The organism is Streptomyces gilvus (assembly GCF_022513565.1).
GTDB classification, from domain to species: Bacteria; Actinomycetota; Actinomycetes; order Streptomycetales; family Streptomycetaceae; genus Streptomyces; species Streptomyces gilvus.
In genome coordinates, this window is record NZ_JAKWBE010000007.1 from 159,757 (window position 1) to 183,191 (window position 23,435).

Consider the following 23,435-nt stretch of genomic DNA (forward strand, 5'->3'; position numbering starts at 1 on the left):
ACCTAGAACAGGCTCAGCAACGCCTCCGCGGGGTCCGTCAGGCCCGTCTCCCCGTCCGGGAGGGGGAGTTCGAACCACACCGTCTTGCCGCGCGGTGTCCGCCGGGAGCCCCAGGCGGCGCTGAGCAGTCCCACCAGTTGCAGTCCGCGGCCGCCCTCGTCCGTGTCCCGGGCGCGTCGGCGGCGCGGCTGGACAAGGCCGGAGTCCCAGACCTCGCACACCAGCGTGCGGTCCAGCAGCAGCCGGAGTCTGATCTCGCCCTCGCCGTAGCGCAGGGCGTTCGTCACCAGCTCGCTGACCAGCAGTTCGGTGGTGTCGACCAGCGATTCCAGGTCCCACGACAGCAGCTGTCCGCGGGCGTACTCCCGAGCCCGGCCCACGCTGCGCGGCTCCCGCGGCAGTGTCCAGTCGCCGACCGAGTCGGCGGGCAGCCCCTGCACCCGGGCCATCAGCAGCGCGATGTCGTCCTCGCCGTGGTGGGTGTCGAGGGTGTTCAGGACGTGGTCGCAGACGTCCTCCAGCGGCCTGCTGGGATCCGTCAGCGCGCCCACGAAGGCCTGCAGACCCTCGTCCAGGGGATGATCGCGGCTCTCGACCAGTCCATCCGTGTAGAGCGCCAACAGGGCGCCTTCGGGCAGTTCGACCTCCACCTCCTCGAAGGGCTCCCCGCCGACGCCCAGCGGCATGCCCGGCGGCACGTCCAGCATCAGCGCGTCCTCGCCCGGTTCGAGCAGGACCGGCGGCAGATGGCCCGCGTTGGCGAAGGTGCAGCGGCGGGTGACGGAGTCGTAGACGGCGTACACGCAGGTCGCGAGGTACACCTCGGACAGGTCGGCCTCCCGGGGCCGGCGCGCGGCGCGGGTGGCCTGCTGGACGCCGCCGGGTGCGCCGAGCCCGCGGGCGATCTCGTCCAACGCGGAGAGCACCTCGGCCGGTTCGAGGTCCAGCAGGGCCAGCGTCCGTACGGCGGAGCGCAGTTCGCCCATGGCCACGGCCGCCCGCAGACCGCGGCCCATGACGTCGCCCACCACCAACGCCGTGCGGTGCCCCGGCAGTTCGATCACGTCGAACCAGTCGCCGCCGACCTCGCTGGGCCGGTCGGCGGAGGAGTTGCCGGGCAGGTAGCGGCAGGCGATGTCCAGTCCGGAGGCGACCGGGTCGCCGGGCGGGAGCAGCGAGCGTTGCAGTATCAACGCCCGTTCGTGCTCGCGCCGGTAGAGACGGGCGTTGTCGATGCAGACGGCGGCCCGTGCCGCGAGCTCCACCGCGAGGTCGCGGTCCCGGTCCCCGAACGGCTCGCTGCCCTTCGTACGGGCGAACTGCGCGAGCCCCACCACCGTGTCGTGGGCGACCATCGGCACGGCCAGCGTGGACTGGACGACCCCGCCGTCCTCGGCGGGCACGAACTGGGTGCGGGCGGTGCGCAGGGCGTCCGCGCAGGGCGAGTTGAACGGGTAGTGGTGGACGGCGCCCACGGCGACCGGGGCGCCGCCGCCGACGAACGGGGCGTCGGAGACCGCGCTGGCGAAGGCGACCCGGCGCAGCTGCGCGCTGCCGTCGGCGAGCCCGGGCGGGGTCTCGTCGCCGGCCAGCAGGCCCTGGTAGAGGTCGACCGTGGCGAGGTCGCAGAAGCCGGGGACGACCACGTCGAGGAGTTCGCGGGCCGTGGTCTCCAGGTCGAGGGAGTTGCCGATGCGGGCGCCCGCCTCGTTCAGCAGGGCGAGATTGCGCCGTGCGGCGGCCGCTTCCCGGGCGGCGGCGCGGCGGGCGGTGATGTCGGTTCCGAGCCAGGCGATGCCGATGGGGCGGCCCGATCCGCTGTGCACGCGGTAGAGGTTGATGGACCAGTGGCGGCGCTCGTCCGAGCCCGGCAGGAAGCCCGTGACGTGCATGTCCGTGATGGAGTCGCCGGTTTCGAGGACCCGGCGCAGGGTCGCCGAGACCCGCTCGGCCTCGGGCCGGGGCAGATAGTCGTGGACGCCCTTGCCGCGGTGGTCGTCCGGGGTGCCGCCGAACAGCATGGCGAACCGCTGGTTGGCACGCCGCACCCGCAGATCGGTGTCGATCAGGAGGAATCCGAACGGAGATTGACCGAAAATCGACTGCGATGCGGCAAGGTCGGTCTCGATGCTGCGCAGAGTGCGCACGTCGACGACGATGCAGACGGCACCCCTGCGGGCGTCCTCGGTCTGCGTCGGCATGACGTACACCTCGGCGAGCCCCTGCCCGCCCGCGTCGTCCTCGGCGGTCGCGGGCACCCGGAACGGCACCACGCCGGTCCACTCCCGCCCGTCGAGGATCTCGGCCATCTTCCGCTGCCCCTGCTCGCGCAGGTCGGGGTCGATGAAGGCCTCGATGGGATCCATGCCGACGGCCCGCTCGGCGGCGATGCCGAAGACCTGCTCGGCACGCAGGCTCCACTGGTCCACCAGGCCGTCGGGGCCGATCGAGAAGGACGCGACCTTGATGTAGTCGTAGATCGAGCCGGGCGGGCTGCTCTGCCACATCGCGTCACCGGGCGGTGTCCCGTCGAAGGAGGACAGGCCCGTGCCACCCGTCGCCCGGCCCGCGCCGTCCGCCGCGGCGGCTGCCGCGGCCTCCGCCCTCGCGCCGTCCGACGGGTCCTCGGACTCCGTGGCCTTCGCTGGTATCTCGCTCACGCGAACCGTCCCCTCCAGCTCACCGCGTCCGGCACCGGTCACCGGGGGCGGCTGCCCGCAGTATCCAGCACTACGGCGCCCCACAACACGGTGTTCACGATCACAGCACGGTCCCGGCGGTTTTCGGTCCCGGCTGTGAGAACACTCCCAGTCTTCTAACCAGCGGACACGCCGTCGAATCACACCCGTCCGTGGCATCCGCCGGCGCGGGCCCGCGGCTCTACAGAGCGGGGGCCGCCGTACACGCCTTCCGGCGCCTCAGTTCGGCACGGCGAGCTCGAACCACACCGTCTTTCCCGCCGCACCGGGCCGGGTACCCCAGCGGCGGGAGGAGTGGGCCACCAGCTGCAGTCCGCGGCCGCCCTCGTCCTCGGGGTGGGCGACCCGTTCGCGGGGCGGGTCGGGCAGCGGGTCGGAGACCTCGACCAGCAGCACGGCGGGGAGGCGGGGCGAGCGGACGAGACGGACGCCGATGGGGCCGGTGGCGTGTCTGAGGGAGTTGGTCACCAGCTCGCTGACCAGCAGGGCGGTGAGATCACCGAGGACGTCCAGGCGCCAGGTGTGGAGTTGGCCCCTCACCGCCGCGCGGGCGGTTCTGACGGCGTCCGGTTCCGCGGGAAAGGTCCACTCGGCGCAGTCGCCTTCGGTGTCGATCACGCCGATCACTTCCCGGGCCAGGAACTCGTCCCACGCATGTCCGGTTTCGTGGGGTTAATGGGCACATACCCGATATCCAGGGGGCAGTACCGTCCACGGGGGCGCACTGTGGCACGAACGGCGTACCGGGGATCGAGGACGCACAGGCATCCGGCACGATCAAGGATTCGGCACGATCAGGGATTCGGCCCGGTCAGGGATTCTTCGGCTCGATCAGGGATTCGGCTCGATCACCTTGCGGACCGCTTCCACGTCCTGGTCCAGCCAGTCCACGTCCCAGGTCTCGTCCGGGGACAGCCAGCGCAGTTCGTCATGGTCCTGGAGCGGCTTGGGGGCGGAGGAGCCCGGCAGGAGGCGGGCCGTCCAGACCTTCAGGACGTACGGCGGCCTCAGCGGCCACTCCCCCGGTACGCGCCGCACGGCCTCCGCGTCCACGCCCAGTTCCTCGCGCAGTTCGCGCACCAGGGCCGCCTCGGGGGTCTCCCCCGCCTCCACCTTGCCGCCCGGCAGTTCCCAGCGGCCAGCGAGGTCGGGCGGGGCGCTGCGGCGGGCGGCGAGGAGGCGGCCGTCGTCGAGGAGGGCGGCTCCCACCACCACGATCCGTTCGCTCATGGGCGAGAGCCTACGGGAGTCAGTTGACCGTGCCGCCCTGGCCGTTCTGGCCGATGCGTTCGACCCAGTAGAGCTGCCTGTGGCCGCGGTCGTCGAGGCTGTCGGCGATCTTCTGGGCCTCCGCCCGGGTCGCGTACCGGCCCACGCGGTAGCGATTGCCGTTGTCGTCCTGCCGTATGACGAGCCAGGGAAGAGTGATCGTGCCGTCGTTCATCGCGCCCCACCGCCCCCGCCCTCTAAGGAAACCGCAATCCGCATATGCCCGAGCCTACGCCTTACCTTCACGCAGCGAATACGGCTTTTCACAAAGAGGTACGCAACCGGCCAGATCGAGGGGGGCGCGCGAAAAGGAACGCGCCGCCTCCGGGCGTGCGCGCATCCGTTTGGCGACATGCCAGAGGCACCTGCGGCGACCTGCGAGAACGTCCGGATTTCAGCGGCGGAGGAACGGGTTCCGGGGGGCGGTCGTCGGAGCCACGGGAATGGTTGCCGGGGGTAACCGCCGTAAAGGTGTGCGCTATTTCACCGGGAGGTGGTACGCGACCCGGTAGCGGTCGGCCGGGATGACGACGTCGGCGGTCTCCACGGGGCGGCCCGAGGCGTAGAAGGTGCGCTGCACGACGATGACGACATGGCCCGGGACGCCGCCCAGGGCGAGCAGTTCCTCCGCGAGGCCGGGGCGGGCGCCGACCTCCTCGGTGACGTTGTCCACGATCACGTCGATCGCCGCCATGCGCTCGACGACGCCCATGCCGCCCAGCGGCCCCTCCTCGGGGAGCATCACGGGCGTACGGCCGGTGACCGCGAGGGGCTCCCAGGAGGTGGAGAGCATCATCGCCTCGCCGGCCTCCCGGAAGACGTACCGCGTGCACATCACGCGGTCGCCGGGCCTGATGCACAGGCGCTCGGCGACGGCGCCGCTCGCCTCGGTCTGCTCGCTGTTGGACTCCCAGGTGCCGCGCGCGTCGGCGTCCGCCTGCTCCTGACGGAAGGGGGTGGCCCCGCCGGCCGGCCGGAAGCCGGAGCGGGCGACGCTACGGGGGACGGGGCGCTCGCGCACGTACGTCCCCGAGCCCGAGCGGCCCTCCACCAGACCCTCGGCCATCAGCACCTTGCGCGCCTCCAGGGCCACGGTGTCCGAGACGCCGTACTCCTGGCGGATTCTGGCCTGGGAGGGGAGGCGGGTGTGCGGTGGCAGCGATCCGTTGACGATCTTCTGGCGGAGATCACCCGCGACACGCAGATACGCCGGCTGCTCACCGAAAGTCACTGGCCGCTCCCATCAGGTTGTACAGACAGCAACAGCGTGGCAACCGTGGGTTCCGCCATGCAAGCAAAGGCCAGAGAATCACTCGATGTGGTGACATGCGCCCGGTGAAGCCTTTACGCAGGCACTTTCTCCCCGCTATGGCCGCGCTCACACCTCGACATCGGAATCTCCACCTCCGCCGGCCTCCTGGTCGCCCGCATCGTCCGTCACGAGCGGGGTCGTGGCGAGGCCCAGAGCCTTGCGCGCGGTGACGGACCGGCGCGGGGACTCCTCCACCGTGATCCGGCCGTAGGCGGCGTAGAAGTCGTCCGAATCGGTGGCCGCGGCGACCTGTGCCCACTGCTTGCCGAGGGAGTCCGCCTCCTTGACGACGGCGGAGACGGGGCTCTTCGCGTCCGCCGGCCACGCGTGCTGCCGCAGCAGGGCGGCCTCCTTGGTGAACGCGTCCGACACCCGCCCCGCCCAGGCCGTGTTGACCCGCAGGTCCTCCCCGGGGCTGACGGCGGGCTGACCGTCGAGGGCCACGTTGCCGAGGTTGACGGCCCGCAGGTAGGCGAGCTGATGGGCGTTCAGCGACCGGCCGTCGTTGCGCAACGAGCCGGTGAGACCGGCGGTCTTGTCGGTGTTGCCGAACACGCAGGTGACCTCGCGGTCGCCGAGCCGCCAGCTCTGCCGCGTCGGCGTCAGGAAGTACACGTCCACGTCGACGGGAACGGCCCAGGCGTCCATGGCGTAGGCGTAGCGCAGCGCGGAGCACCGGGTGTCGGCGACCGCGGTGACGTCGGCGTCCCCGGGGTAGGAGGTGTCCCTGCCCATCGTGAACGCGGCGAAGACCTCGCCGTCGTGCCTCCCTGCGCACGGCACCTTGTCGACGTCGTAGGTGAAGCCCTCCAGGGAGCCGCCGGGCGCGTCGAAGCACTCGCCCTTGGCCAGGGTGTAGGCGCTGCCGTTGTCCTTCGCGGCGTCCTTGAAGCCGCCCCAGAAGTCGGACACGTTCCCCGTGGCCAGTGTCAGCACCCACAGGGCGACCCCGAGCGAGGACAGCACGGAGCCCGCCACGGCCATCCCCCTGCCCCGCTCCCCCGTCCGCCGGATCTGCCCCAGCGCGATCAGCCCCAGCAGCAGCCCGGCGGCCGGAACGCAGCACAGGATGCCGAGCACGAGAGAGGCGACGGCGAGCCCGTTGACCGGCGCGGGCCGGTTGTACGGGCTGTATCCCTGCCCCCAGGGCTGGTACGGGTACGGCTGGGCGTATGGCCCCTGGGCACCGTACGGCCCCGGCGGGTACGGCGGCTCCCCGTACGGTGCCTGTGCGTACGGTGCCTGTGCGTACGGCGGCTGCGGGAACTGGCCCTGTGGGTAGGGCCCTTGGGGTTCCTGCGGCTGCGGGGGCACAGGGGGCGGGGGTATGGACACGGGTACCGTGCTCCTGTTTCGGGGCGGCGCCGGGGGTGCGCGTGGGGGTGGGCGAGGCGTACGCGCCGACGTACTCGCGGCGGCGTACCTGCCTGGGCGCATGGTAAGCGTGAGGTGAGCGGGGGTGGAACGGCGGTCGCACCGGGCACCGGGCATATACGCGTTGGGCCCGCGAGCACGGGTCCCGGGGTTCCGTGCTCGCGGGTTCGGGCGGCGACGAGAGGCGCCCCGGGCACCTGCTCGTTCGGGTCAGTCCGTGACGTCCTGGCAGTTGGCGGTCGCGGCCTTCCCCGCCAGGCGGTCGGTGACCCAGTTGATCGCGGTCCCCTGGTCGCTGAGCATCGGCAGGAAGTGGTTGAGCAGCTTCACCGGCAGCGCCGGCACCTCGACCGGCACGAAGGAGACCGAGGCGCCCCTCGCGCACCAGTCCGCGGCAAGCCGGCGGGCCTGCTGGAACGGGACGAGGTTGTCATTGACGCCGTTCGCCACCCGGACGGGGGTGTCGGGGGTGAGGTTGCCGATGCGCTGCTCCGCGAAGACCTTCCGAAGCTCGGGCTCCGCCTCCACGATCTCGGCCATCGACTGGCCGGTCTTCGTCCATGAACTGCTCTTCTGCCCGTTGAAGGCGAAGATCCCGTCGCCGGTGCACATGGTGGACGCGTCCTTCAGCGCCTTCTCGCCCTTGGCGTTGAGGTACTTGTCGACGATCGGCTTCAGCTGCGGATACGCCTGCACGAAGCCGTTCGTCGACCATGCGATGGCCGCGGTGAAGGAGGTACCGTCGGCTTCGGTCAGGGGCCCGCTGAGGTCGGCGAGCGGCGCTCCGGCGTAGGCGCCGGCGAGCTTCACGTCGGGGGCGTAGGACGGCTGGAGTTCGGCGGCCGCGGCCGTCCCCTGTCCGCCCTGGCTGTAGCCGAAGAGCCCGACGGCCGAGGCGCCGGTGATCGACGTGCCGGGAAGGGCACGCGCCGCACGCACCGCGTCGAGGACCGCGTGCCCTTCGTCGACGCGGTTGATGTAGGTGTGCACCCGGTCGGTCGTTCCGAGCCCTATGTAGTCGGTGACGACGACGGCGACGCCCTTGGCGAGGAGCCGGTAGGCCGCCAGGTTCTCGTAGCCCACGGACACCGACCCCCTGCCGATCGACAGGGGGTTCTCCAGGGCCTTGGACGCGGCACACGCGTCGCCCTGGCCCATCGTGCCGGGGGCGAGAGCGACCAGGGGACGCGGTCCCGGACCGCTCCACCTGGCGGTCGGCTCCAGGTAGGCGCCGGTCACGGCCGCGGGCTTCCCGGCGGAGTCGGTGGACTTGTACATCAGCCGGGTGGCCGTGCCCGGCAGCGGTCGCAACCCTGCGGACCTCCCTCCGGGCGGCCTGCGAGGGTCTGCCGTACTGACACCGAACACCGCACACCGCGCAGGCCGGCACCCGGCCTGTGCTCTCGGCTCGGCCACGGCTGCCCGGGCCGCGCCGCCCGTCAGCTTCCCGGTACGCGCTCCAGGGCCATGTCGGTCGCTGTGACCCAGCCGGGCTCCGCGACCAGGAGACTGTGTTCGCGGCCCGCCACGTCCACGTCGACGACGTACCGGAAGCCGGCCTCCTCGGCCGCCGCCACCCGCGCCGGGTCCGGGGCGTCGACGGCGTACACCACCCGCCGGCACCGGCCGTCCGCCACGCGGATGGCAGCCGCCAACTGCCCCAGTACCGCGGAGAGTTCAGGGCCGTGCAGGTGTGGGTCGGGGCGGACCTCGACGTCGTGGGCCGCCACGGGGTACGTGTCCCGCAGGCGGCCTGCGGCGCAGCGTTCCACGTGTACGGTCGTCGCCTCGCCGCCGACCTCCAGGCGCACAGCCGCGCTGAAGCGCCCGCCGGCGCCGGGGAGCGCCAGATCCGGCAGTGCGGGGACGGTGAGCACGTCAGCCCTCTCTCTCGGCCAGTCGTCGGATCGCCGTCTTGTCGAGCTTCCCCGAGGCGTTCCTCGGCACGGCTTCGACGATCTTCAGGCGTCGCGGCAGCTTGTAGCGGGCCAGCCGTCCGGCCGCGTAGCCGTGGATGTCCTCCAGGGTCCGCGGACCGGAGCCGTCCACGCTGATGACGGCGGCCACCGTCTCGCCCCACTGTTCGTCGGGCACGCCGACGACGCCGACGTCCAGGACGCCTGGCATGGCGGCCAGGACGCGCTCCACCTCGGCGGGGTAGACGTTCTCACCGCCGGTGATCACCATGTCCTTGAGCCGGTCGACGATGTAGAGGAAGCCGTCCTCGTCGAGCCGACCGGCGTCGCCGCTGTGGAACCACCCCTCGGCGTCGAACGCCGCGTTGTTGGCCTCCGGGTTGTTCCAGTAGCCGGCGGTGACGTTCGGTCCCCGTACGACGATCTCGCCGGGCACCTCGGGCCCGACGGGTTCGCCTGTGACCGGGTGGACGACCCGGACCTCGGTGAAGGGCATGGGGATGCCCGCGGATCCCACCTTGTCCAGCGTGCGCTCGGCCGGCAGGTGCGTGGCGAAGGGGGACGTCTCCGTGAGGCCCCACGCCTGCTGGAGAAGGACGCCGTGCTGGGCGTACAGCTCGATGAGCGAGGGCGGCACCGGGGCGCCCGCCACCACCACGGAGCGCAGGTGGCTCAGGTCCTCGTCGAAGAGGCCGGGGACGCGCGCGAGCGCGGCGAACATCTGGGCCACTCCGAACATGGAGTTGACCTTGTGGGTGACCATGTCGTCGCGGCACTGCCGCGGGTCGAATCCCCGGCGTACGAGGACGGTGCCGCCGCGCACCAGCGTGCGCAGGGTGAAACTGTTCAGCGCGCCGATGTGGAAGAGCGGTGCCGCCGCGTACGTGACGTCGTCCCGCCGGGTGTCGAGGCGCAGTTCGACGTTGACCGCGTTCCACCAGATGTTGCCGTGGGTGAGGACGACGCCCTTGGGCAGACCGGTGGTCCCCGAGGTGAACATGAGCACGGCCGGGTCGTCGGCCGTCTTCGCGGCGATGTCCGGGCCGGGGGTGGCGACGGCCGAGATCAGGGGCGACCACGTCCGCCAGCCGCCCGTCTCCGCCGAGGCCGAGGCCGGGGCCTGGGTGTCGTCGTCCACCAGCAGCAAGTGCCGGAGCCGGGTGCCCTCGCGGATCGCGTCGACCCGGGCACGGTGCTCCTCCTCGCAGACGAGGACCGTGGCCCCGCTGCCTTCGAGTACGGCCCTCAACTCCCGCTCCGCGAGTCGGAAGTTGACCGGCACGAAGATCGCGCCGGTCCGGAAGGCGGCGAGCATGGTCACCAGGAACGAGCTGCTGTTGAGGCCGAGGTAGGCGACCCGGTCACCGTCGCGGACGCCGAAGCTGGTCAGTACGGTCGCCAGGCGGGCGGACTTCTCGTCGAGCTGGGCGTACGTCAGGTCTCCGCCGGCATAGCGGACGGCGGTGGCGGCGCCTTGGTGCGCGGCGTTGCGCGCGACGGCGGCGGCCGGGTTGAGATCGACCCCCAGGCCGGAGTTGCGCGGGTGCGGCGGGGTCGCCGTGGGCGTGGTCACTGTCGGCTCCTCGTCGAGCGTCAGAGGTGATCGCCGCCGGCGGCGTGCGCGAATCCGCGGACGCCGATGCCGCCGTCGGCATGGATTGCGTGGCCGGTGATCGGGCCGCTCTGGTCGCGCGCGGCGAGCAGGACGTAGGGCCCGGTGAAGTCCCGGGGTTCGGTGCTGGAGTCGTGCAGGGGAAGCGGCGGGGGCGGGGTGTCGGGGCCCTTCTTCGCGAAGGAGGCGCCGATGGACCGTTCGGAGAGGGCGAGGGACTCGGGGCCGCGCAGGTCGGTGTTCATGCCGCCGCAGGCGACGCCGTTGACCCGGACCTTCGGGGCGAGTTCGTAGGCGAGTTCGCGCATCAGACCGAGGCAGGCGTGCTTGCTGGCGGTGTAGAGCGGGCCGCCGCCGTTCACGTGGAAGGACGCGTTGGACAGCGTCATGATGATGCTGCCGCGGGTCTTCACCAGCTCGCGCCAGGCCGCCTCGGCGGCCAGCAGGTAGCCCTTGACGTTGATGGAGAACAGCTCGTCGAAGGCGCTGTCCAGCTGGGCACCGGTGAGCCGGGTGAGCTGGCGCTGGTAGTCCCACACCCCGGCGTTGGCGACGAGTGTGTCGAGTCCGCCGAAGCGTTCGACGGTCGCGGCGACCGCCGCGTGCAGGGCGTCCACGTCCCGTACGTCGGCGGTGACGGCGTGGAAGCGCGCGGGGTCGCCGACGGCGGCTACGACGTCGTCCAGTTGGTCCTTGTCCCGGCCCAGGACGGTGACCGAGGCGCCCTCGGCGAGATACCGCTCGGCGACCGCCCGGCCGATGCCGGAGCCGCCGCCGGTGATCAGTGCGGTGTGGCCCTCCAACCAGCCGCCGCTCATGACCGCTCCCGCAGGAAGCCGGTGACCAGGGCCTCGAATTCGTGCTGCCGCTCCAGCTGCACCCAGTGGCCGCAGCGGCCGAAGACGTGCAGCCGCACATCGCGGATCTGCTTGAGCATCAACTGCGCGCCGTCCAGGGTGATGGTGCGGTCGTCCCGGCCCCACAGCAGCAGGGTCGGCGCCTTGATCTTCTCCAGGTCCCGCCAGAGCGGGTCCATGCCGCCGCGCCGGGCGAAGGCCGCGTTGTAGAGGTGGTAGAAGGCGATGTGGCTCTCGTCGAGGGACGCCTCGTAACGGGCGCGGACGACGTCGCGGCCGAACTGACGGTGGTCGAAGACCATGGTGCGGATGAAGTCGGCCATCTTCTTCTCGCTGGGCCCGCTGCCGTTGTAGTAGCGGAACATCGCCTTCTGTCCCTCGGTGGGAGCGGGGCCGAACGGCACCCAGCCCCCGCCGGGCGCCATCAGGACGAGACCGGTGACGCGCTCCGGTCGCTGCTGCGCCATCGCGATGGCGGCAGCGCCGCCGAGGCTGTTGCCCAGCAGGTGGAAGGTGTCGATGCCGAGGGCGTCGAGGGCCTGGTACAGGGCGTCGACGGTGATCTCGGTGATCGACCGCTTCTCCAGGTCGTCCTCGGTGGGGCGGTAACTGCCGCCGAAACCGGGCTGGTCGGGCAGGATCACGCGGAAGTGCCGGGCCAGGGCGGCGAGATTCTGGTGGTAGTTGCTGACACCGGAGGCGCCGGGCCCGCCGCCGTGCAGCATCACCAGGACGGGTCCTTCGCCGGTTTCGGCGACGGCGATCTCGCCCAGGGTGGTGGGCACGCGGTGCTGTTCGAGGTGGAGGTCGGGGTCGGGGTCGGAGGCGGGGGCGGGGGCGAGGTCGGTCACAGGGTTTCCCCTCACGGAATGCGGCGTGTGCTCAAAGGGACTCAGAGGAACTCAGAAGGGCTCAGAGGTACTCAGCGGGACTCAGCGGGACTCAGAAGAAGGTGGAGATGTTCTTCGCCTGGAGGATGTTCTGGTCGAGCAGGATGGTGCGGCGGGCGACCTGGAGGCGGCCGTCGGGCGTGCGGCGCAGGAGGTCGGTGCGGCCGCCGGCGAAGACGTTCTCCTCGCGTTCCAGGCGGTTGCGATACACGAGGAAGGCCGAGGTCACGTAGAGGTCGGCGGCGGTGAAACCGTCGTGTTCGGCGGGGTCGGCGTGGCGCACCATCACGTTGGTGACGAGGTGGCGGGTGCGTGAGGGCGGGTCCTCGGCCCAGGCCATGCCGGAGTCGAAGCGCCGGATGCGCCAGGCGAGGCTGTCCTTGGTCTCGTCGTAGAAGGCGGCCTCGCCGCGTGCGGCGACGGACAGGGCCTGCTGCCGGCGCAGGCGGTTGGTGCGCGTCGGCATCCAGTAGTCGAGGTCGTCGGCGAGGAGTTCGAGCCAGTCGGCGAAGCGGCCGGCGTCCAGGAGGGCGGCTTCCTCGTAGTAGAACTGCTCGACCTCGAAGTGCGTGTCCCGGTCGGCGCGTTGCCCGGCGCCCGGCGGGTGCGGTGCGGTGGCGGTGCTCACGGTGTCATTCGGTCCCTTCTCCGTGGGGTGCGGCATGTCAGCCGCGCAGCAGTGACCGCAGGTTCACCGACGGGTCGGCCAACGGGCCTGCCCTGACGGCTACTTGGCGGTCGATCATGCGGCGCGCGGCCCGCACGGCCATCGGGTCGTCGACGGAGGCGGCGGCGACGACGTGTCCGTCGCGCAGGCCGAAGACGGCGAAGGCCGGGTCGTCGTACGAGCCGCGGACCACGGTCAGCTCGGCGGACGCCATGTGCCCGACGGCTTCGACGTGCCGGTCGTGGCGGTCGGTCCAGAACCATGGAGCCGTCGCTGGCGGCGGCGTGGTCCCCAGGAGGGTGGCCGCGGCGCGGGCGCCGTCGTGCTGGGCGGCCTCCCAGTGCTCGGTGCGCGGCAGCAGCACGCCGTCGCGCCGGGTGCGGGCGGGGTCGCCGACGGCGAGCACGGCCGGGTGGGAGGTGAGCTGACGCTCGTCGACCACGATGCCGCCCTCGACCCGAAGGCCCGCGCTCTGGGCGATCTCGGTGCGCGGCACCATGCCGACGCCCAGCAGCACCGCGTCGAAGACCTGCGGCTCGGCGGCAGGCTCGCCGGCATCGGTGAACCGTGCCTCGATGCCGCCGGGGCGGTCCGTGAAGCCGTCCACGCCGGTGTGCAGGGTCGTGATCCCCGCCCTGTGGTGCAACCCGTGCAGCCAGTCGGCCAGTTCGGCCCCGATCGCGGCCGCGAGGGGTACGGCCACGGGGTCGGCCAGGACGACCTCACAGCCCAGGCGCACCGCCGTGGAGGCGGCCTCCGCCCCGATCAGTCCCGCGCCGACCACCAGGACGCGCGCTCCCGAACCGAGTGCCTCGCGCAGCCGGTCGGCGTCCTTCGCCGTGCGCAGCACATGGACGCGGTCGCTGTGCGCGCCGGGGATCGGCGGGCGGGCCGCGCCGCCTCCGGTGGCCAGGACCACGCGGTCGGCGGGCAGCAGGGCGCCGTCCACCAGCTCGACCGCGCCGTCGGCGGGGCGCAGCGCGGAGACGGTCGTGCGGTTCATCAGCCGTACGCGCTGGTCGTCGTACCACTGCTGGGGCTTGAGGGCGATCTGCTTGATGTCTTGCGTACCGGCCAGGAAGTCCTTGGACAGGGGCGGCCGGTCGTAGGGGAACTCGCCGGCGTCCACGAGGGTGAGGTCACCGTCGAAGCCGCCCGCCCGCAGGGCGCCGGCCGTGCTGACCCCGGCGACGCCCCCGCCCACGATGACCACGCGCTCGCTCACGGTGTCTCACCCGGGAAGAGGTAGACCTCGCCGTCGCGGACCTCGACCCGGTGCGGGCAGGTGTCGCGGGTCGCGGGGAGGCCCTGGACCTCGCCGCTCTTGAGACAGAACCTGCTGGAGTGCAGCGGGCACTCGACGTAGCCGTCCTCCACCCAGCCCTCGGCCAGGGACGCGGTCTCGTGGGTGCAGGTGTCGTTCAGCGCGTACACGGTGTCGTCGGTGTCGCGCAGCAGGGCGATGTCGTCGTCGGTGCCGGTGACGGACTTGTCGACGGCGATGCCCTCGCCCTGCGGGATGTCGTCCAGGGACGCCACCCGGATGCCGTCTCCGGCGCTCATGCTCGCTCCTCGTGCCATGCGGGGGTGTTCATCAGCTCGCGCCAGCGGCCGTAGAAGGCCCGGCCGGCGGCGTCGCTGTACAGCTCACTGGTTTTGCCGGGGTGGCGGCCGTCCGCACGTTCGGAGCCCATGCCCATCTGGTAGTTGAGGGCGACCCCGCCCGTGATGAAGCCGTGCGAGATGGCCTGCACCTCGCTCCAGTTCTCGCCGTCGTCCTGCTCGAAGATGCCGCTGGGTCCGAAGGTGCGCAGGTTGTACAGGCGCTGCGCCTCCCGTACCTCTTCGGGCATCGACTTGTCGACGACGGTCCAGGCCCAGACCTCCATCCGGTCCGGCCCCTTGGGGTGCCAGACGCGGATCGAGCCGTTGACCGGCAGGTAGGAGAAGTTCGGGAAGACGGTGGCGTGACCGTTGGTCAGCGGGCCCTCGACGCAGGCCTCGCCGAGGCGGGCGCGCAGCGCGTCGTAGTCCGTCCACCGGTGCACGGTCTCGGCGTCGAAGCGGTTCTTGGGGTGCACCGGGAAGCCGGCGCCGTTCCCGTGGGCGTCGCTGTACTGCCGGCCCGTGCGGTGCACGATCTCTTCCTTGGGCTTCCTGCCGCTGGGCGAGAGCACCATGATGGCCGAGGCGTGGCTCATGTTGACGTGGTACCAGTCGGTGGCGAACTGCTCGGCCGCCAGCTTCCAGTTGCCTTCGAGCACCCACTTGTGGACTCCGCCGACCACCACGGTGCCTTCGTCGTCGTGGTCGAGCATCGCGTCCATGTACCAGGCCATGTCGCCCAGCGACTCGCGCAACGGCAGTGGTTCGGGGTTCCAGGTGCCGAAGACCAGACCGTGGTAGCTCTCCACGTGCGGCACTTCCACCAGGCCCCAGTCACCCGTGGTGAAGGTCTCGGGGTAGCCGTCCTGGTTGGGCACGCTGACGAGGGAGCCGTCCAGGTTGTAGGACCAGCCGTGGTAGGTGCAGGTGAAGTTGCGGGTGGTGCCGAAGTCGGCGCGGCAGACGCGGGCACCGCGGTGGCGGCAGGAGTTCAGGTACGCGCGGATGCGGCGGTCGCGGTCGAGGGTGACGATGACCGGGTCCTCGCCCATGTACGTGGTGAAGAAGTCGCCCGGCTTGTGGAACTGGTCGGTGTGCGCGAGGAACAGCCAGCTCGGCGCGAAGACGCGGCGCAGTTCCTGCCGGTACAGCTCCTGGTCGGTGAAGATCACCCGGTCCACGAGCCCGCCCTCGGTGTCCACGAGCCCGGAGACGTCGAGGTTGTGCACCAGCTCTTCCGGGCGCCGCAGGTCCCCTCGCGGGGCCGTGGTGGCCGCGCCCCGGGGTTCGTTCGTCGAGGTCATGCGCCCAGGCAACAGCAGGGCACCGGCCGTCGGCCATCGGCCGTTCCGCCGTGCGGCACACGCGCTGTCCAGGGCCGTCGGCGGCGGGAGAGCGTACGGTCATGCTTGCTGCCACCGCCGTCTCCCAGAGCGCGAGCGACCCGCTGGCCGGGCTCGTGCTGGGCGACGTTCCCCCGCCCGAGCCCCGGCCCGGCTGGTCGAGAGTCCGGGTCGTCTCCTCCTCGCTGAACATGCACGATCTGTGGACGCTGCGCGGCGTCGGCCACCCGCCCGAGCGGCTGCCCGTCGTGCTCGGCTGTGACGCCGCGGGGTACGACGAGGACGGCGACGAGGTCCTCGTCCACCCCGTCATCGCGGACCCGGACGCCGGGCTCGGCGACGAGACCCTCGATCCGGATCGGGCCCTGCTCTCCGAGCAGCACGACGGCGCCTTCGCCGAGTACCTCTCCGTTCCGACCCGCAACCTGATCCCCAAGCCGGCCTGGCTCTCCTTCGACGAGGCGGCCTGCCTGCCCGTCGCCTGGGGCACGGCCTACCGCATGCTGTTCACACAGGCCCGGGTCAGGGCCGGGGACCGCGTCCTGGTGCAGGGCGCCGGCGGCGGTGTCGCCTCGGCCGCGATCAAGCTGGCCGTGGCCGCGGGCGCCGTCGTCTACGCCACCAGCCGCAGCGAGGACAAGCGCGCCCAGGCCCGGTCGTGGGGCGTGCGCGCGGCACTGGCGAGCGGCGAGCGGCTGCCGGAGCGCGTGGACATCGTGATCGAGACGGTGGGCGAGGCCACCTGGTCGCATTCGCTCAAGTCGCTGCGCCCGGGCGGCACTCTGGTCACCGCGGGCGCCACCAGCGGTATGAACCCGCCCGCCGACCTGGGCCGCGTCTTCTATCTGCAGCAGCGCGTCCTCGGCTCGACCGGCTGCACGCGCGGCGAACTGGTGTCGCTGCTGAAGCTGATGGACGCCACGGGGGTACGCCCGGTGATCGACCGCACGCTGCCGCTCAGCGAGATCCACAAGGGATTCCAGCTCATGATCGACGGACGCCTGACCGGAAAGCTCGTCATCCACCCGTCCGACGCAGATCAGGCAGGAGCATTGCCATGACCGCCGCAGCCGTGGGCCTGTCCCACTCTCCGCTCATCGGGAAGAACGATCCCGCGCCCGATGTCGTGGCATCCGTGGAGAAGGCCGTGGACGCGGCCCGCTCCTTCGTACGGGCCTTCGACCCCGAACTGGTCGTGCTGTACGCGCCGGACCACTACAACGGGTTCTTCTACAAGGAGATGCCGCCCTTCTGCCTGGCCACGGCCGCGCACGCGATCGGCGACTTCGACTCCGCGGCCGGGCCGCTCTCCGTGGACACCGATGCCGCGAACGCCCTTGCCCGGGGCGCCCTCGACCGTGGCATCGACCTGACCGTGTCGGCCCGCATGACCGTCGACCACGGCTTCGTCCAGCCGCTGGAAGTTCTCTTCGGGGGCATCGACCACGTTCCTGTCGTGCCCGTCTTCGTCAACGGCGTGGCCACGCCCCTCGGCCCGGTCAGCCGTATCCGGGCGCTGGGCACGGCACTCGGCGATGCCGCCTCGGCACTCGACCGGCGTGTGCTCTTCCTCGGTTCCGGGGGCCTCTCCCACGACCCGCCGGTCCCGGTTCTCGACGGCGCGCCGCCTCGGGTCGCCGGCGCCCTCATCGAAGGGCACCCGCCCACAGCGGAGCAGCGGGCACGCGGCGAACAGCGCGTTGTCCAGGCCGGACGCGACTACGCAGCCGGATCGACCACGATGATCCCCATCAACCCGGAGTGGGACAACCTCGTCCTGGACACCTTCGAGGACGGTCGTCTCACCGACGTGGACGACTGGACCGTGGAGTGGATGGGCACCCAGGGCGGCGGCTCCGCTCACGAGGTACGCACCTGGATCGCCGCCTTCGCCTCCTTGGCCGCGACCGGTCCGTATCGCATGACCTCCCGCTTCTACGCGCCGATTCCCGAGTGGATCGCCGGATTCGCCGTGGCCACCGCCGTTGAGGAGCACACCACATGACCGACCACGAAGATCTCGTCGCCGCGGCGGCGGACCGACTGCTGGCCGCCGCGGCCACGGGCCGGCCGTGCGCCCCCGTCCGTGACGTGCTCGGCACCGCCGACATCGCCCTGGCCTACGCCGTGCAGAGCCGGCTCGGGGCGCGCAGGGTGGCCGCCGGTGCCGCCGTCACCGGCCGCAAGATCGGCCTCACCTCCCCGGCCGTGCAGCAGCAACTCGGCGTCGACCAGCCGGACTTCGGCGTCCTCTTCGCCGACATGGACGTGTCCGGCCTCGCGACCGTACCGACCTCGCGGCTGCTCCAGCCCAAGGTCGAGGCGGAGATCGCCTTCGTCCTCGGCGCCGACCTCGACGTCCCCGACCCGGATCCGGCGGCGGTACGCGCGGCTGTCGACCACGCCCTGCCCGCCCTGGAGATCGTGGACAGCCGGATCGCCGGCTGGGACATCACCCTCACCGACACGATCGCCGACAACGCCTCCAGCGGCCTGTACGTCCTGGGGCGGACCCGGCTGGCGCTCACGGAGTTCGAGCCGCGCGACACCACGATGCGGATGTACGTGAACGACATCCTCGTCTCCGAGGGCGACGGAGCCGCCTGCCTGGACGATCCGCTCAACGCCCTGCTGTGGCTGGCACGCACCGCCCGCGCACACGGCGACCCGCTGCGCGCCGGACAGGTGGTCCTCTCCGGCGCTCTCGGCCCGATGGCCGCCGTCCGCCCCGGCGACACCGTCCGCGCGGACATCTCATCCCTCGGCACGGTCCGCACCACCTTCACCGACCGCACCACCATCACCGACCACACGACAGCCACCGCCACCGACAAGGACCCGGCATGAACAGGACGAAGGTCGCCGTCATCGGCTCCGGGAACATCGGAACCGACCTGATGATCAAGCTGCTCCGTCTGTCGGAGACCCTGGAGATGGCCGCGATGGCCGGCATCGACCCGGAGTCCGACGGGCTCGCCCGCGCCCGCCGGCTCGGAGTGCCGACCACCCACGACGGCGTGGACGGCCTGATCGCGATGGACGGCTTCGACGACATCGAGCTCGTCTTCGACGCCACCTCGGCCAAGGCCCACCGCGCCAACGCCGAACGGCTGGAACCGTACGGCAAGACGCTCATCGACCTCACACCGGCCGCGATCGGCCCGTTCGTCGTGCCACCGGTGAACCTCGACGCCCACCTCGGCGCCCGCGACGTCAACATGGTCACGTGCGGCGGCCAGGCCACCATCCCGATCGTCCACGCCATCGCACGGACCACACCGGTGCCGTACGCCGAGATCGTCGCGTCCATCGCGTCGAAGTCGGCGGGTCCCGGGACCCGCGCCAACATCGACGAGTTCACCGAGACCACGTCCGCCGCGATCGAGACGGTGGGCGGCGCCGCCCGCGGCAAGGCGATCATCGTCCTCAACCCGGCCGAACCGCCGCTGATCATGCGGGACACCGTCTTCTGCCTGACCGGCGACGCCGACCAGGACGCGGTCCGCGCCTCGGTCGCGGACATGGTGACCGAGGTGGCGCAGTACGTGCCCGGCTACCGGCTCAAGCAGGACGTCCAGTTCACGCCGCTCGCCGACGACGAGCCCGTGCACACCCTGCTCCCCGCCGGCGCCCCGAAGCCGACCACGAAGGTCACCGTCTTCCTGGAGGTGGAGGGCGCCGCGCACTACCTGCCCGCCTACGCGGGCAACCTCGACATCATGACCTCGGCCGCCCTGCGCACCGCCGAGCGCATCGCCCACAACGCCCGACAGGGAGCCACCGCATGACCGTCGACCTGTACGTCCAGGACGTCACGCTGCGCGACGGTATGCACGCCGTACGGCATCGCATCGCCCCCGCCGACGTGTCCCGCATCGTGGCCGCGCTCGACGCGGCGGGCGTGGCCGCCATCGAGGTCGCGCACGGCGACGGCCTGGCCGGCGGCTCGGTGAACTACGGCCCCGGCAGCCACACCGACTGGGAGTGGATCGAAGCCGCGGCCTCCGTGATCCAGCGGGCCACCCTCACCACGCTGCTGCTGCCCGGCATCGGCACCATCGCCGAACTCGAGCACGCCTACGCGCTCGGCGTGCGCTCGGTGCGGATCGCCACCCACTGCACCGAGGCGGACGTCGCCGCCCAGCACATCGCGACCGCCCGCGAACTGGGCATGGACGTCTCCGGGTTCCTCATGCTCAGCCACATGGCGCCCGCCGGCGAACTGGCCCGTCAGGCCCGCCTCATGGAGTCGTACGGCGCACACTGCGTCTACGTCACCGACTCCGGCGGCCGGCTCACCATGGACGGCGTACGCGAACGCGTCCGGGCCTACCGCGATGTCCTGGACCCGGCCACCGAGATCGGCATCCACGCCCACCAGAACCTGTCGCTGGCCGTGGCGAACTCCGTCGCCGCCGTGGAGGAGGGCGTCACCCGCGTCGACGCGTCGCTGGCCGGGCACGGGGCCGGAGCGGGCAACTGCCCGATCGAGCCGTTCGTGGCGGTCGCCGACCTGCAGGGCTGGAAGCACGGCTGCGACCTGTTCGCCCTGCAGGACGCGGCCGACGACCTGGTCCGGCCGCTCCAGGACCGCCCGGTGCGGGTCGACCGCGAGACCCTCACGCTCGGCTACGCGGGCGTCTACTCCAGCTTCCTGCGGCACGCCGAGGCCGCCGCCCGCCGGTACGGCGTCGACGTGCGGAGCATCCTGCTCGAAGTGGGGCGCCGCGGACTCGTCGGCGGCCAGGAGGACATGATCGTGGACATCACCCTGGACCTGCTGAAGTCCGCCGGAACCGCCGCATAGCCGGGCCGGTCGCCGGGCCCTGCTCCTCCGGGCCCGGACCCCGCGGGACCATTACGACAAGCCGGTCCACACGGATCAGGGTCTGCCGGCCGCCTGCGACGAGCGCTCCGGTGCCGCCGGCCCGGGCGGCGCAGACCTTCGGCCGGCAGACGGTAAGGGTGCGTCCGGACCTGAGGACGGTTCCGGTCGGTCGGCCGGCCGGACAGGTGTTCCGGCGTTCATGCGCGGACCGCATCCCTGTCCCCGCGGGTGCGTGCGCGGGTCAGCGCCCATGTCCGCGAGGCCTCCGCAGCGATGCGGCGTACGTCGGGACCCCAGGAGCGGGCGTCGGCCCGGGGGCGCATGGCGGCGACGGACAGGGCCGCCACCGCGCGGCCCCCCGCGGCGAACACCGGCGCGGCCACGCAGTTCAGGCCCGGCCGGCTCTCCTCGTCGTCGTAGGCGACGCCGTCGCGTCGGATGCGGTCCAGTTCGACGGTGAGCGCCGCGTGATCCGTGAGGGTCCGGTCCGTGAAGCGGCGCAGCGGCTCCTCCTTCAGCCGGGCGAACACATCGGGCTGGTAGGCCAGGAGCACCTTGCCGACCGCGGTGGCGTGGGCGGGCAGGCGCCCGCCGATCCGGGAGGGAACAGGAGGCGCGTGGTGTCCGTAGAGCTTGCCGAGGTAGACGACATCGGTGCCGTGCAGGACGGCCAGGTGCACGGTCTGCCGGGTGGTCTCGTAGAGATCGGTCAGGAAGGGCAGCAGCGCGTCGCGTACGGCCTCGGAGCCCGGCGCGTACACCGACCGCCCCAGATGGTGCAGCCGCTCGCCCAGCCGGTAGTCCGTCCCCACGCGTTCGACGACGCCGTTGCGTTCCAGGTGGCCGAGGACGCGGTGAGCGGTCGACTTGCTGAGCCCGGCGCGCCGGGCGAGCTCACTGACCCCGACCCCGCTGCTCGCACCGTCACCGAAGGCGGCCAGCAGGCTGACGGCCTTGTCCACGGCCGCGCGGTCGTCGCGGACCGTGCTCGCAACGGACGTGCTCATGGCTGCTCACCCCGGCTTCGAGATCTCTCGTCCACTGAAGTTGCCGATTGGCAACTTCTATGTGACAGATGATGCGAAGACCGACCCCGTTCGTCAACAATGACGGAGTGGCTATTAAAAGTGACGACCTCGGACACGAGAACGAGCTGGTGGCACGCAACGTGAAGCGGTTCAGGCTGGAGCGGGCGATGTCGCTCGGAGAGCTGTCCCGCCGCTCCGGCCTGTCCAAGCAGACCCTCTCCAAGATCGAGCAGGGGTCGGGAAACCCCACCGTCGAGACGCTCGCCCAACTCGGCGCGGCCCTCGGCATGCCCGCCCGCCGGCTGCTCAACGAATGGGGCACGCCCGTCTACGTCCAGCGCCGCGGCGAGGGCGAGTGGGACGAGGACCAGCACTGGCGGCAGCGCCTCCTCGACGAGACCTACGGATCCGGCTATGTACGCACACTGGTGCTGCGCATGGAGCGCGACCACAGCACGCCCAAGACGGTGGAGCCGCACGCGCCGGGTACGCTGCACCACCTCTACCTCATCACCGGCAAAGTGCGCACCGGGCCCCTCGACGAACCCGTCGACCTGTCCGCGGGCGACTTCGTCAGGTTCCCCGGCGACGTGCCGCACCAGGTGGTGTGCCTCAGCGAGGCCGCGACGGCCCACATGGTCACCACCCTCCCGCAGGTGCGCCGCATCCCGCCGACCGTGACCCGGGGCGGCCCGCCCGAGCAGTGAACGGCGCGGCGCCGGACCGTCGAGAACACCCAGGGCGCGAGCCGTCCGATCAGGTGCAGCGACCCACCGGTGACCGGCGACCATCCGGCTTCCCATGCTTTGCGGCTCCCGCCGGGATTCGCACCTGCGGCCAACCACGCCACCCGCACGCCCGGCGCGCCCCGCACACGGCCACCACGGGCGGCGACAGCGCCGCTGGCACTGCCCCTGGCCCCTGTGATGCGAGGCCCGAAACCCTCGCCCCCCCCCACGGGCACGACGCCGCCCCGCCGCACATACCGGCTTGCTGACTCTTCGTTCAGCCCACCCCAGCCAGAATCCAGCGGCCGTACAGAGAACGACGAATGACGACAGGTGGCGAGCCGTCAGTTCATCCAGCCAGCATCCAGCCGCAGGTACACCTACGGGGCCGACCCGAAATCGGGTCGGCCCCGCCTGACCGGCATCTTTGCCTAGCTTGCCAGGTCCATGCTAACGCGTGCCCTACACATTGAACCGGAACGTCCACCACAACGCTCCCACCTGCGAAAACGCGCTTCTTGGAGATTCAAGTCAGCACAGAATCAGCACCGGCCGCTGATCTCGGCCTTCAGGACGGCAGGAAGGGCGGTCGCCCCGTTGGCGATCTCGTGGCCCGGGTCTCGTCGAGTCGCTACGGTTGAGCCATGACCGCACTGCCCGACTGGATGCGCCCGCCGCGCGCGGAAGGATGGTTCGCGGAGGACCTGGACCGCCTCCCCGAGGCACCCCGCCACACCGAGCTGATCGACGGAGCCCTCGTCTTCATGATGTCGCCCCAGCGGTGGTGGCATGGCCACCTCGTCACCATGCTCACCGTCGCCCTCATGGAGCAGGCGCCCGGCGATGTCAACGTCGGCCGCGAGATGACCATAAAGCTCGACGAGCGAAACCGGCCCGAGCCCGATCTGCTCTTGACAACGGCCGCCTACGACGGCGACCGCACCTGGTTCACGCCCGATGAGGTGCGACTCGTCATCGAGGTCGTCTCACCCGAGTCCGCGCACCGGGACCGCACGGTCAAGCTCCGCAAGTACGCGGAGGCCGGTATCCCGCACTACTGGTGCATCGAGGATGAGGACGGCGCCCCTGTCGTCCACGTCTACGAACTCGACGAGCCGACCGGCGTCTACGCGCCCGCCGGCATCTTCCGGGGCACCCTGAAGCGGCCTGTGCCTTTCGAGATCAGCCTGGATCTCGACAAGCTCACCCCGCGGCGGAGCAACTAGGAATCAGCACCAGGTCAGCACGGGAACACAGAAGGGGTCGGGCTCGCCAGAGCCTTACCCCTTCTGACCTGCACACTTGAC

Annotated in this window: 23 protein-coding genes; 7 read left to right on the forward strand and 16 right to left on the reverse strand. The window is 71.5% G+C overall.

Annotated features, from left to right (window positions below; genetic code table 11):
- Positions 1-2: 2 nt before the first annotated feature.
- The 15 genes from MKW14_RS13680 to MKW14_RS13750 all read right to left on the reverse strand — a co-directional run bounded on the left by MKW14_RS13680 (position 3) and on the right by MKW14_RS13750 (position 15,505).
- Positions 3-2,660 (reverse strand): SpoIIE family protein phosphatase, encoded by a 2,658-nt coding sequence (locus tag MKW14_RS13680; protein WP_240862594.1) that lies wholly within the window; start codon positions 2,658-2,660, stop codon positions 3-5.
- Between the two features lie 258 nt (positions 2,661-2,918).
- Positions 2,919-3,326 carry an ATP-binding protein gene (locus MKW14_RS13685; RefSeq protein WP_240862596.1) on the reverse strand — a complete coding sequence of 136 codons (408 nt, stop codon included), beginning with the start codon at positions 3,324-3,326 and terminating at the stop codon, positions 2,919-2,921.
- A 204-nt stretch (positions 3,327-3,530) separates the two neighbouring features.
- Complete coding sequence (locus MKW14_RS13690) at positions 3,531-3,929, reverse strand: (deoxy)nucleoside triphosphate pyrophosphohydrolase (RefSeq protein WP_240862598.1); 399 nt, start codon at positions 3,927-3,929, stop codon at positions 3,531-3,533.
- A 19-nt stretch (positions 3,930-3,948) separates the two neighbouring features.
- Complete coding sequence (locus MKW14_RS13695) at positions 3,949-4,143, reverse strand: SPOR domain-containing protein (RefSeq protein WP_240862601.1); 195 nt, start codon at positions 4,141-4,143, stop codon at positions 3,949-3,951.
- Positions 4,144-4,446: 303 nt separating this feature from the next.
- A complete protein-coding gene (locus MKW14_RS13700; protein ID WP_240862603.1) occupies positions 4,447-5,199 on the reverse strand; it encodes a GntR family transcriptional regulator in 753 nt (250 codons plus the stop codon).
- A 147-nt stretch (positions 5,200-5,346) separates the two neighbouring features.
- Positions 5,347-6,615, reverse strand: coding sequence for a DUF4190 domain-containing protein (locus tag MKW14_RS13705; RefSeq protein WP_240862605.1), 1,269 nt, complete (start codon positions 6,613-6,615; stop codon positions 5,347-5,349).
- A 249-nt stretch (positions 6,616-6,864) separates the two neighbouring features.
- Positions 6,865-7,932 carry a lipase family protein gene (locus MKW14_RS13710; RefSeq protein WP_240862862.1) on the reverse strand — a complete coding sequence of 356 codons (1,068 nt, stop codon included), beginning with the start codon at positions 7,930-7,932 and terminating at the stop codon, positions 6,865-6,867.
- A 161-nt stretch (positions 7,933-8,093) separates the two neighbouring features.
- On the reverse strand, positions 8,094-8,531 hold the full coding sequence (locus MKW14_RS13715; protein ID WP_240862606.1) for a hypothetical protein: 438 nt from the start codon (positions 8,529-8,531) through the stop codon (positions 8,094-8,096).
- Between the two features lies 1 nt (position 8,532).
- Complete coding sequence (locus tag MKW14_RS13720) at positions 8,533-10,143, reverse strand: AMP-binding protein (protein WP_240862608.1); 1,611 nt, start codon at positions 10,141-10,143, stop codon at positions 8,533-8,535.
- A gap of 20 nt (positions 10,144-10,163) precedes the next feature.
- Positions 10,164-11,000: an SDR family NAD(P)-dependent oxidoreductase gene (locus MKW14_RS13725; RefSeq protein WP_240862610.1), complete on the reverse strand. Its 837-nt coding sequence runs from the start codon at positions 10,998-11,000 to the stop codon at positions 10,164-10,166.
- Positions 10,997-11,890, reverse strand: coding sequence for an alpha/beta fold hydrolase (locus MKW14_RS13730; RefSeq protein WP_240862612.1), 894 nt, complete (start codon positions 11,888-11,890; stop codon positions 10,997-10,999). The genes MKW14_RS13725 and MKW14_RS13730 overlap by 4 nt, the downstream gene beginning before the upstream one ends.
- Before the next feature lie 91 nt (positions 11,891-11,981).
- Positions 11,982-12,557, reverse strand: coding sequence for a 3-phenylpropionate/cinnamic acid dioxygenase subunit beta (locus MKW14_RS13735; protein ID WP_240862613.1), 576 nt, complete (start codon positions 12,555-12,557; stop codon positions 11,982-11,984).
- Positions 12,558-12,594: 37 nt separating this feature from the next.
- Positions 12,595-13,821: an NAD(P)/FAD-dependent oxidoreductase gene (locus MKW14_RS41260; protein WP_240862615.1), complete on the reverse strand. Its 1,227-nt coding sequence runs from the start codon at positions 13,819-13,821 to the stop codon at positions 12,595-12,597.
- Positions 13,818-14,159, reverse strand: coding sequence for a non-heme iron oxygenase ferredoxin subunit (locus MKW14_RS13745; protein ID WP_240862617.1), 342 nt, complete (start codon positions 14,157-14,159; stop codon positions 13,818-13,820). Before MKW14_RS13745 ends, MKW14_RS41260 begins: the two co-directional genes overlap by 4 nt.
- The gene (locus tag MKW14_RS13750) at positions 14,156-15,505 is read right to left on the reverse strand and encodes an aromatic ring-hydroxylating oxygenase subunit alpha (RefSeq protein ID WP_240862619.1); all 1,350 of its coding nucleotides are present in this window, start codon (positions 15,503-15,505) and stop codon (positions 14,156-14,158) included. The genes MKW14_RS13745 and MKW14_RS13750 overlap by 4 nt, the downstream gene beginning before the upstream one ends.
- Positions 15,506-15,606: 101 nt before the next feature.
- On the opposite strand from MKW14_RS13750, the gene MKW14_RS13755 reads away from it, so the two are divergent.
- From MKW14_RS13755 to dmpG, 5 genes are read left to right on the forward strand one after another with little or no spacing between them, the layout of a single operon-like run.
- Positions 15,607-16,605: a zinc-binding dehydrogenase gene (locus MKW14_RS13755; RefSeq protein ID WP_240862621.1), complete on the forward strand. Its 999-nt coding sequence runs from the start codon at positions 15,607-15,609 to the stop codon at positions 16,603-16,605.
- Positions 16,602-17,549: a 3-carboxyethylcatechol 2,3-dioxygenase gene (locus tag MKW14_RS13760; RefSeq protein ID WP_240862623.1), complete on the forward strand. Its 948-nt coding sequence runs from the start codon at positions 16,602-16,604 to the stop codon at positions 17,547-17,549. Before MKW14_RS13755 ends, MKW14_RS13760 begins: the two co-directional genes overlap by 4 nt.
- Positions 17,546-18,391 (forward strand): 2-keto-4-pentenoate hydratase, encoded by an 846-nt coding sequence (locus MKW14_RS13765; RefSeq protein WP_240862625.1) that lies wholly within the window; start codon positions 17,546-17,548, stop codon positions 18,389-18,391. Before MKW14_RS13760 ends, MKW14_RS13765 begins: the two co-directional genes overlap by 4 nt.
- Positions 18,388-19,332, forward strand: coding sequence for an acetaldehyde dehydrogenase (acetylating) (locus tag MKW14_RS13770; protein WP_240862627.1), 945 nt, complete (start codon positions 18,388-18,390; stop codon positions 19,330-19,332). The genes MKW14_RS13765 and MKW14_RS13770 overlap by 4 nt, the downstream gene beginning before the upstream one ends.
- A complete protein-coding gene (dmpG, locus tag MKW14_RS13775) occupies positions 19,329-20,351 on the forward strand; it encodes a 4-hydroxy-2-oxovalerate aldolase (RefSeq protein ID WP_240862629.1) in 1,023 nt (340 codons plus the stop codon). The genes MKW14_RS13770 and dmpG overlap by 4 nt, the downstream gene beginning before the upstream one ends.
- A gap of 218 nt (positions 20,352-20,569) precedes the next feature.
- Here the strand turns inward: dmpG and MKW14_RS13780 are convergent, their stop codons facing one another.
- A complete protein-coding gene (locus tag MKW14_RS13780) occupies positions 20,570-21,379 on the reverse strand; it encodes an IclR family transcriptional regulator (RefSeq protein WP_240862630.1) in 810 nt (269 codons plus the stop codon).
- 68 nt (positions 21,380-21,447) lie between these two features.
- Here MKW14_RS13780 and MKW14_RS13785 point away from each other — a divergent pair, with 68 nt between their 5' ends.
- Positions 21,448-22,107, forward strand: coding sequence for a helix-turn-helix domain-containing protein (locus MKW14_RS13785; protein ID WP_240862632.1), 660 nt, complete (start codon positions 21,448-21,450; stop codon positions 22,105-22,107).
- Between the two features lie 665 nt (positions 22,108-22,772).
- Complete coding sequence (locus tag MKW14_RS13790) at positions 22,773-23,354, forward strand: Uma2 family endonuclease (RefSeq protein WP_240862634.1); 582 nt, start codon at positions 22,773-22,775, stop codon at positions 23,352-23,354.
- Positions 23,355-23,435: the final 81 nt, after the last annotated feature.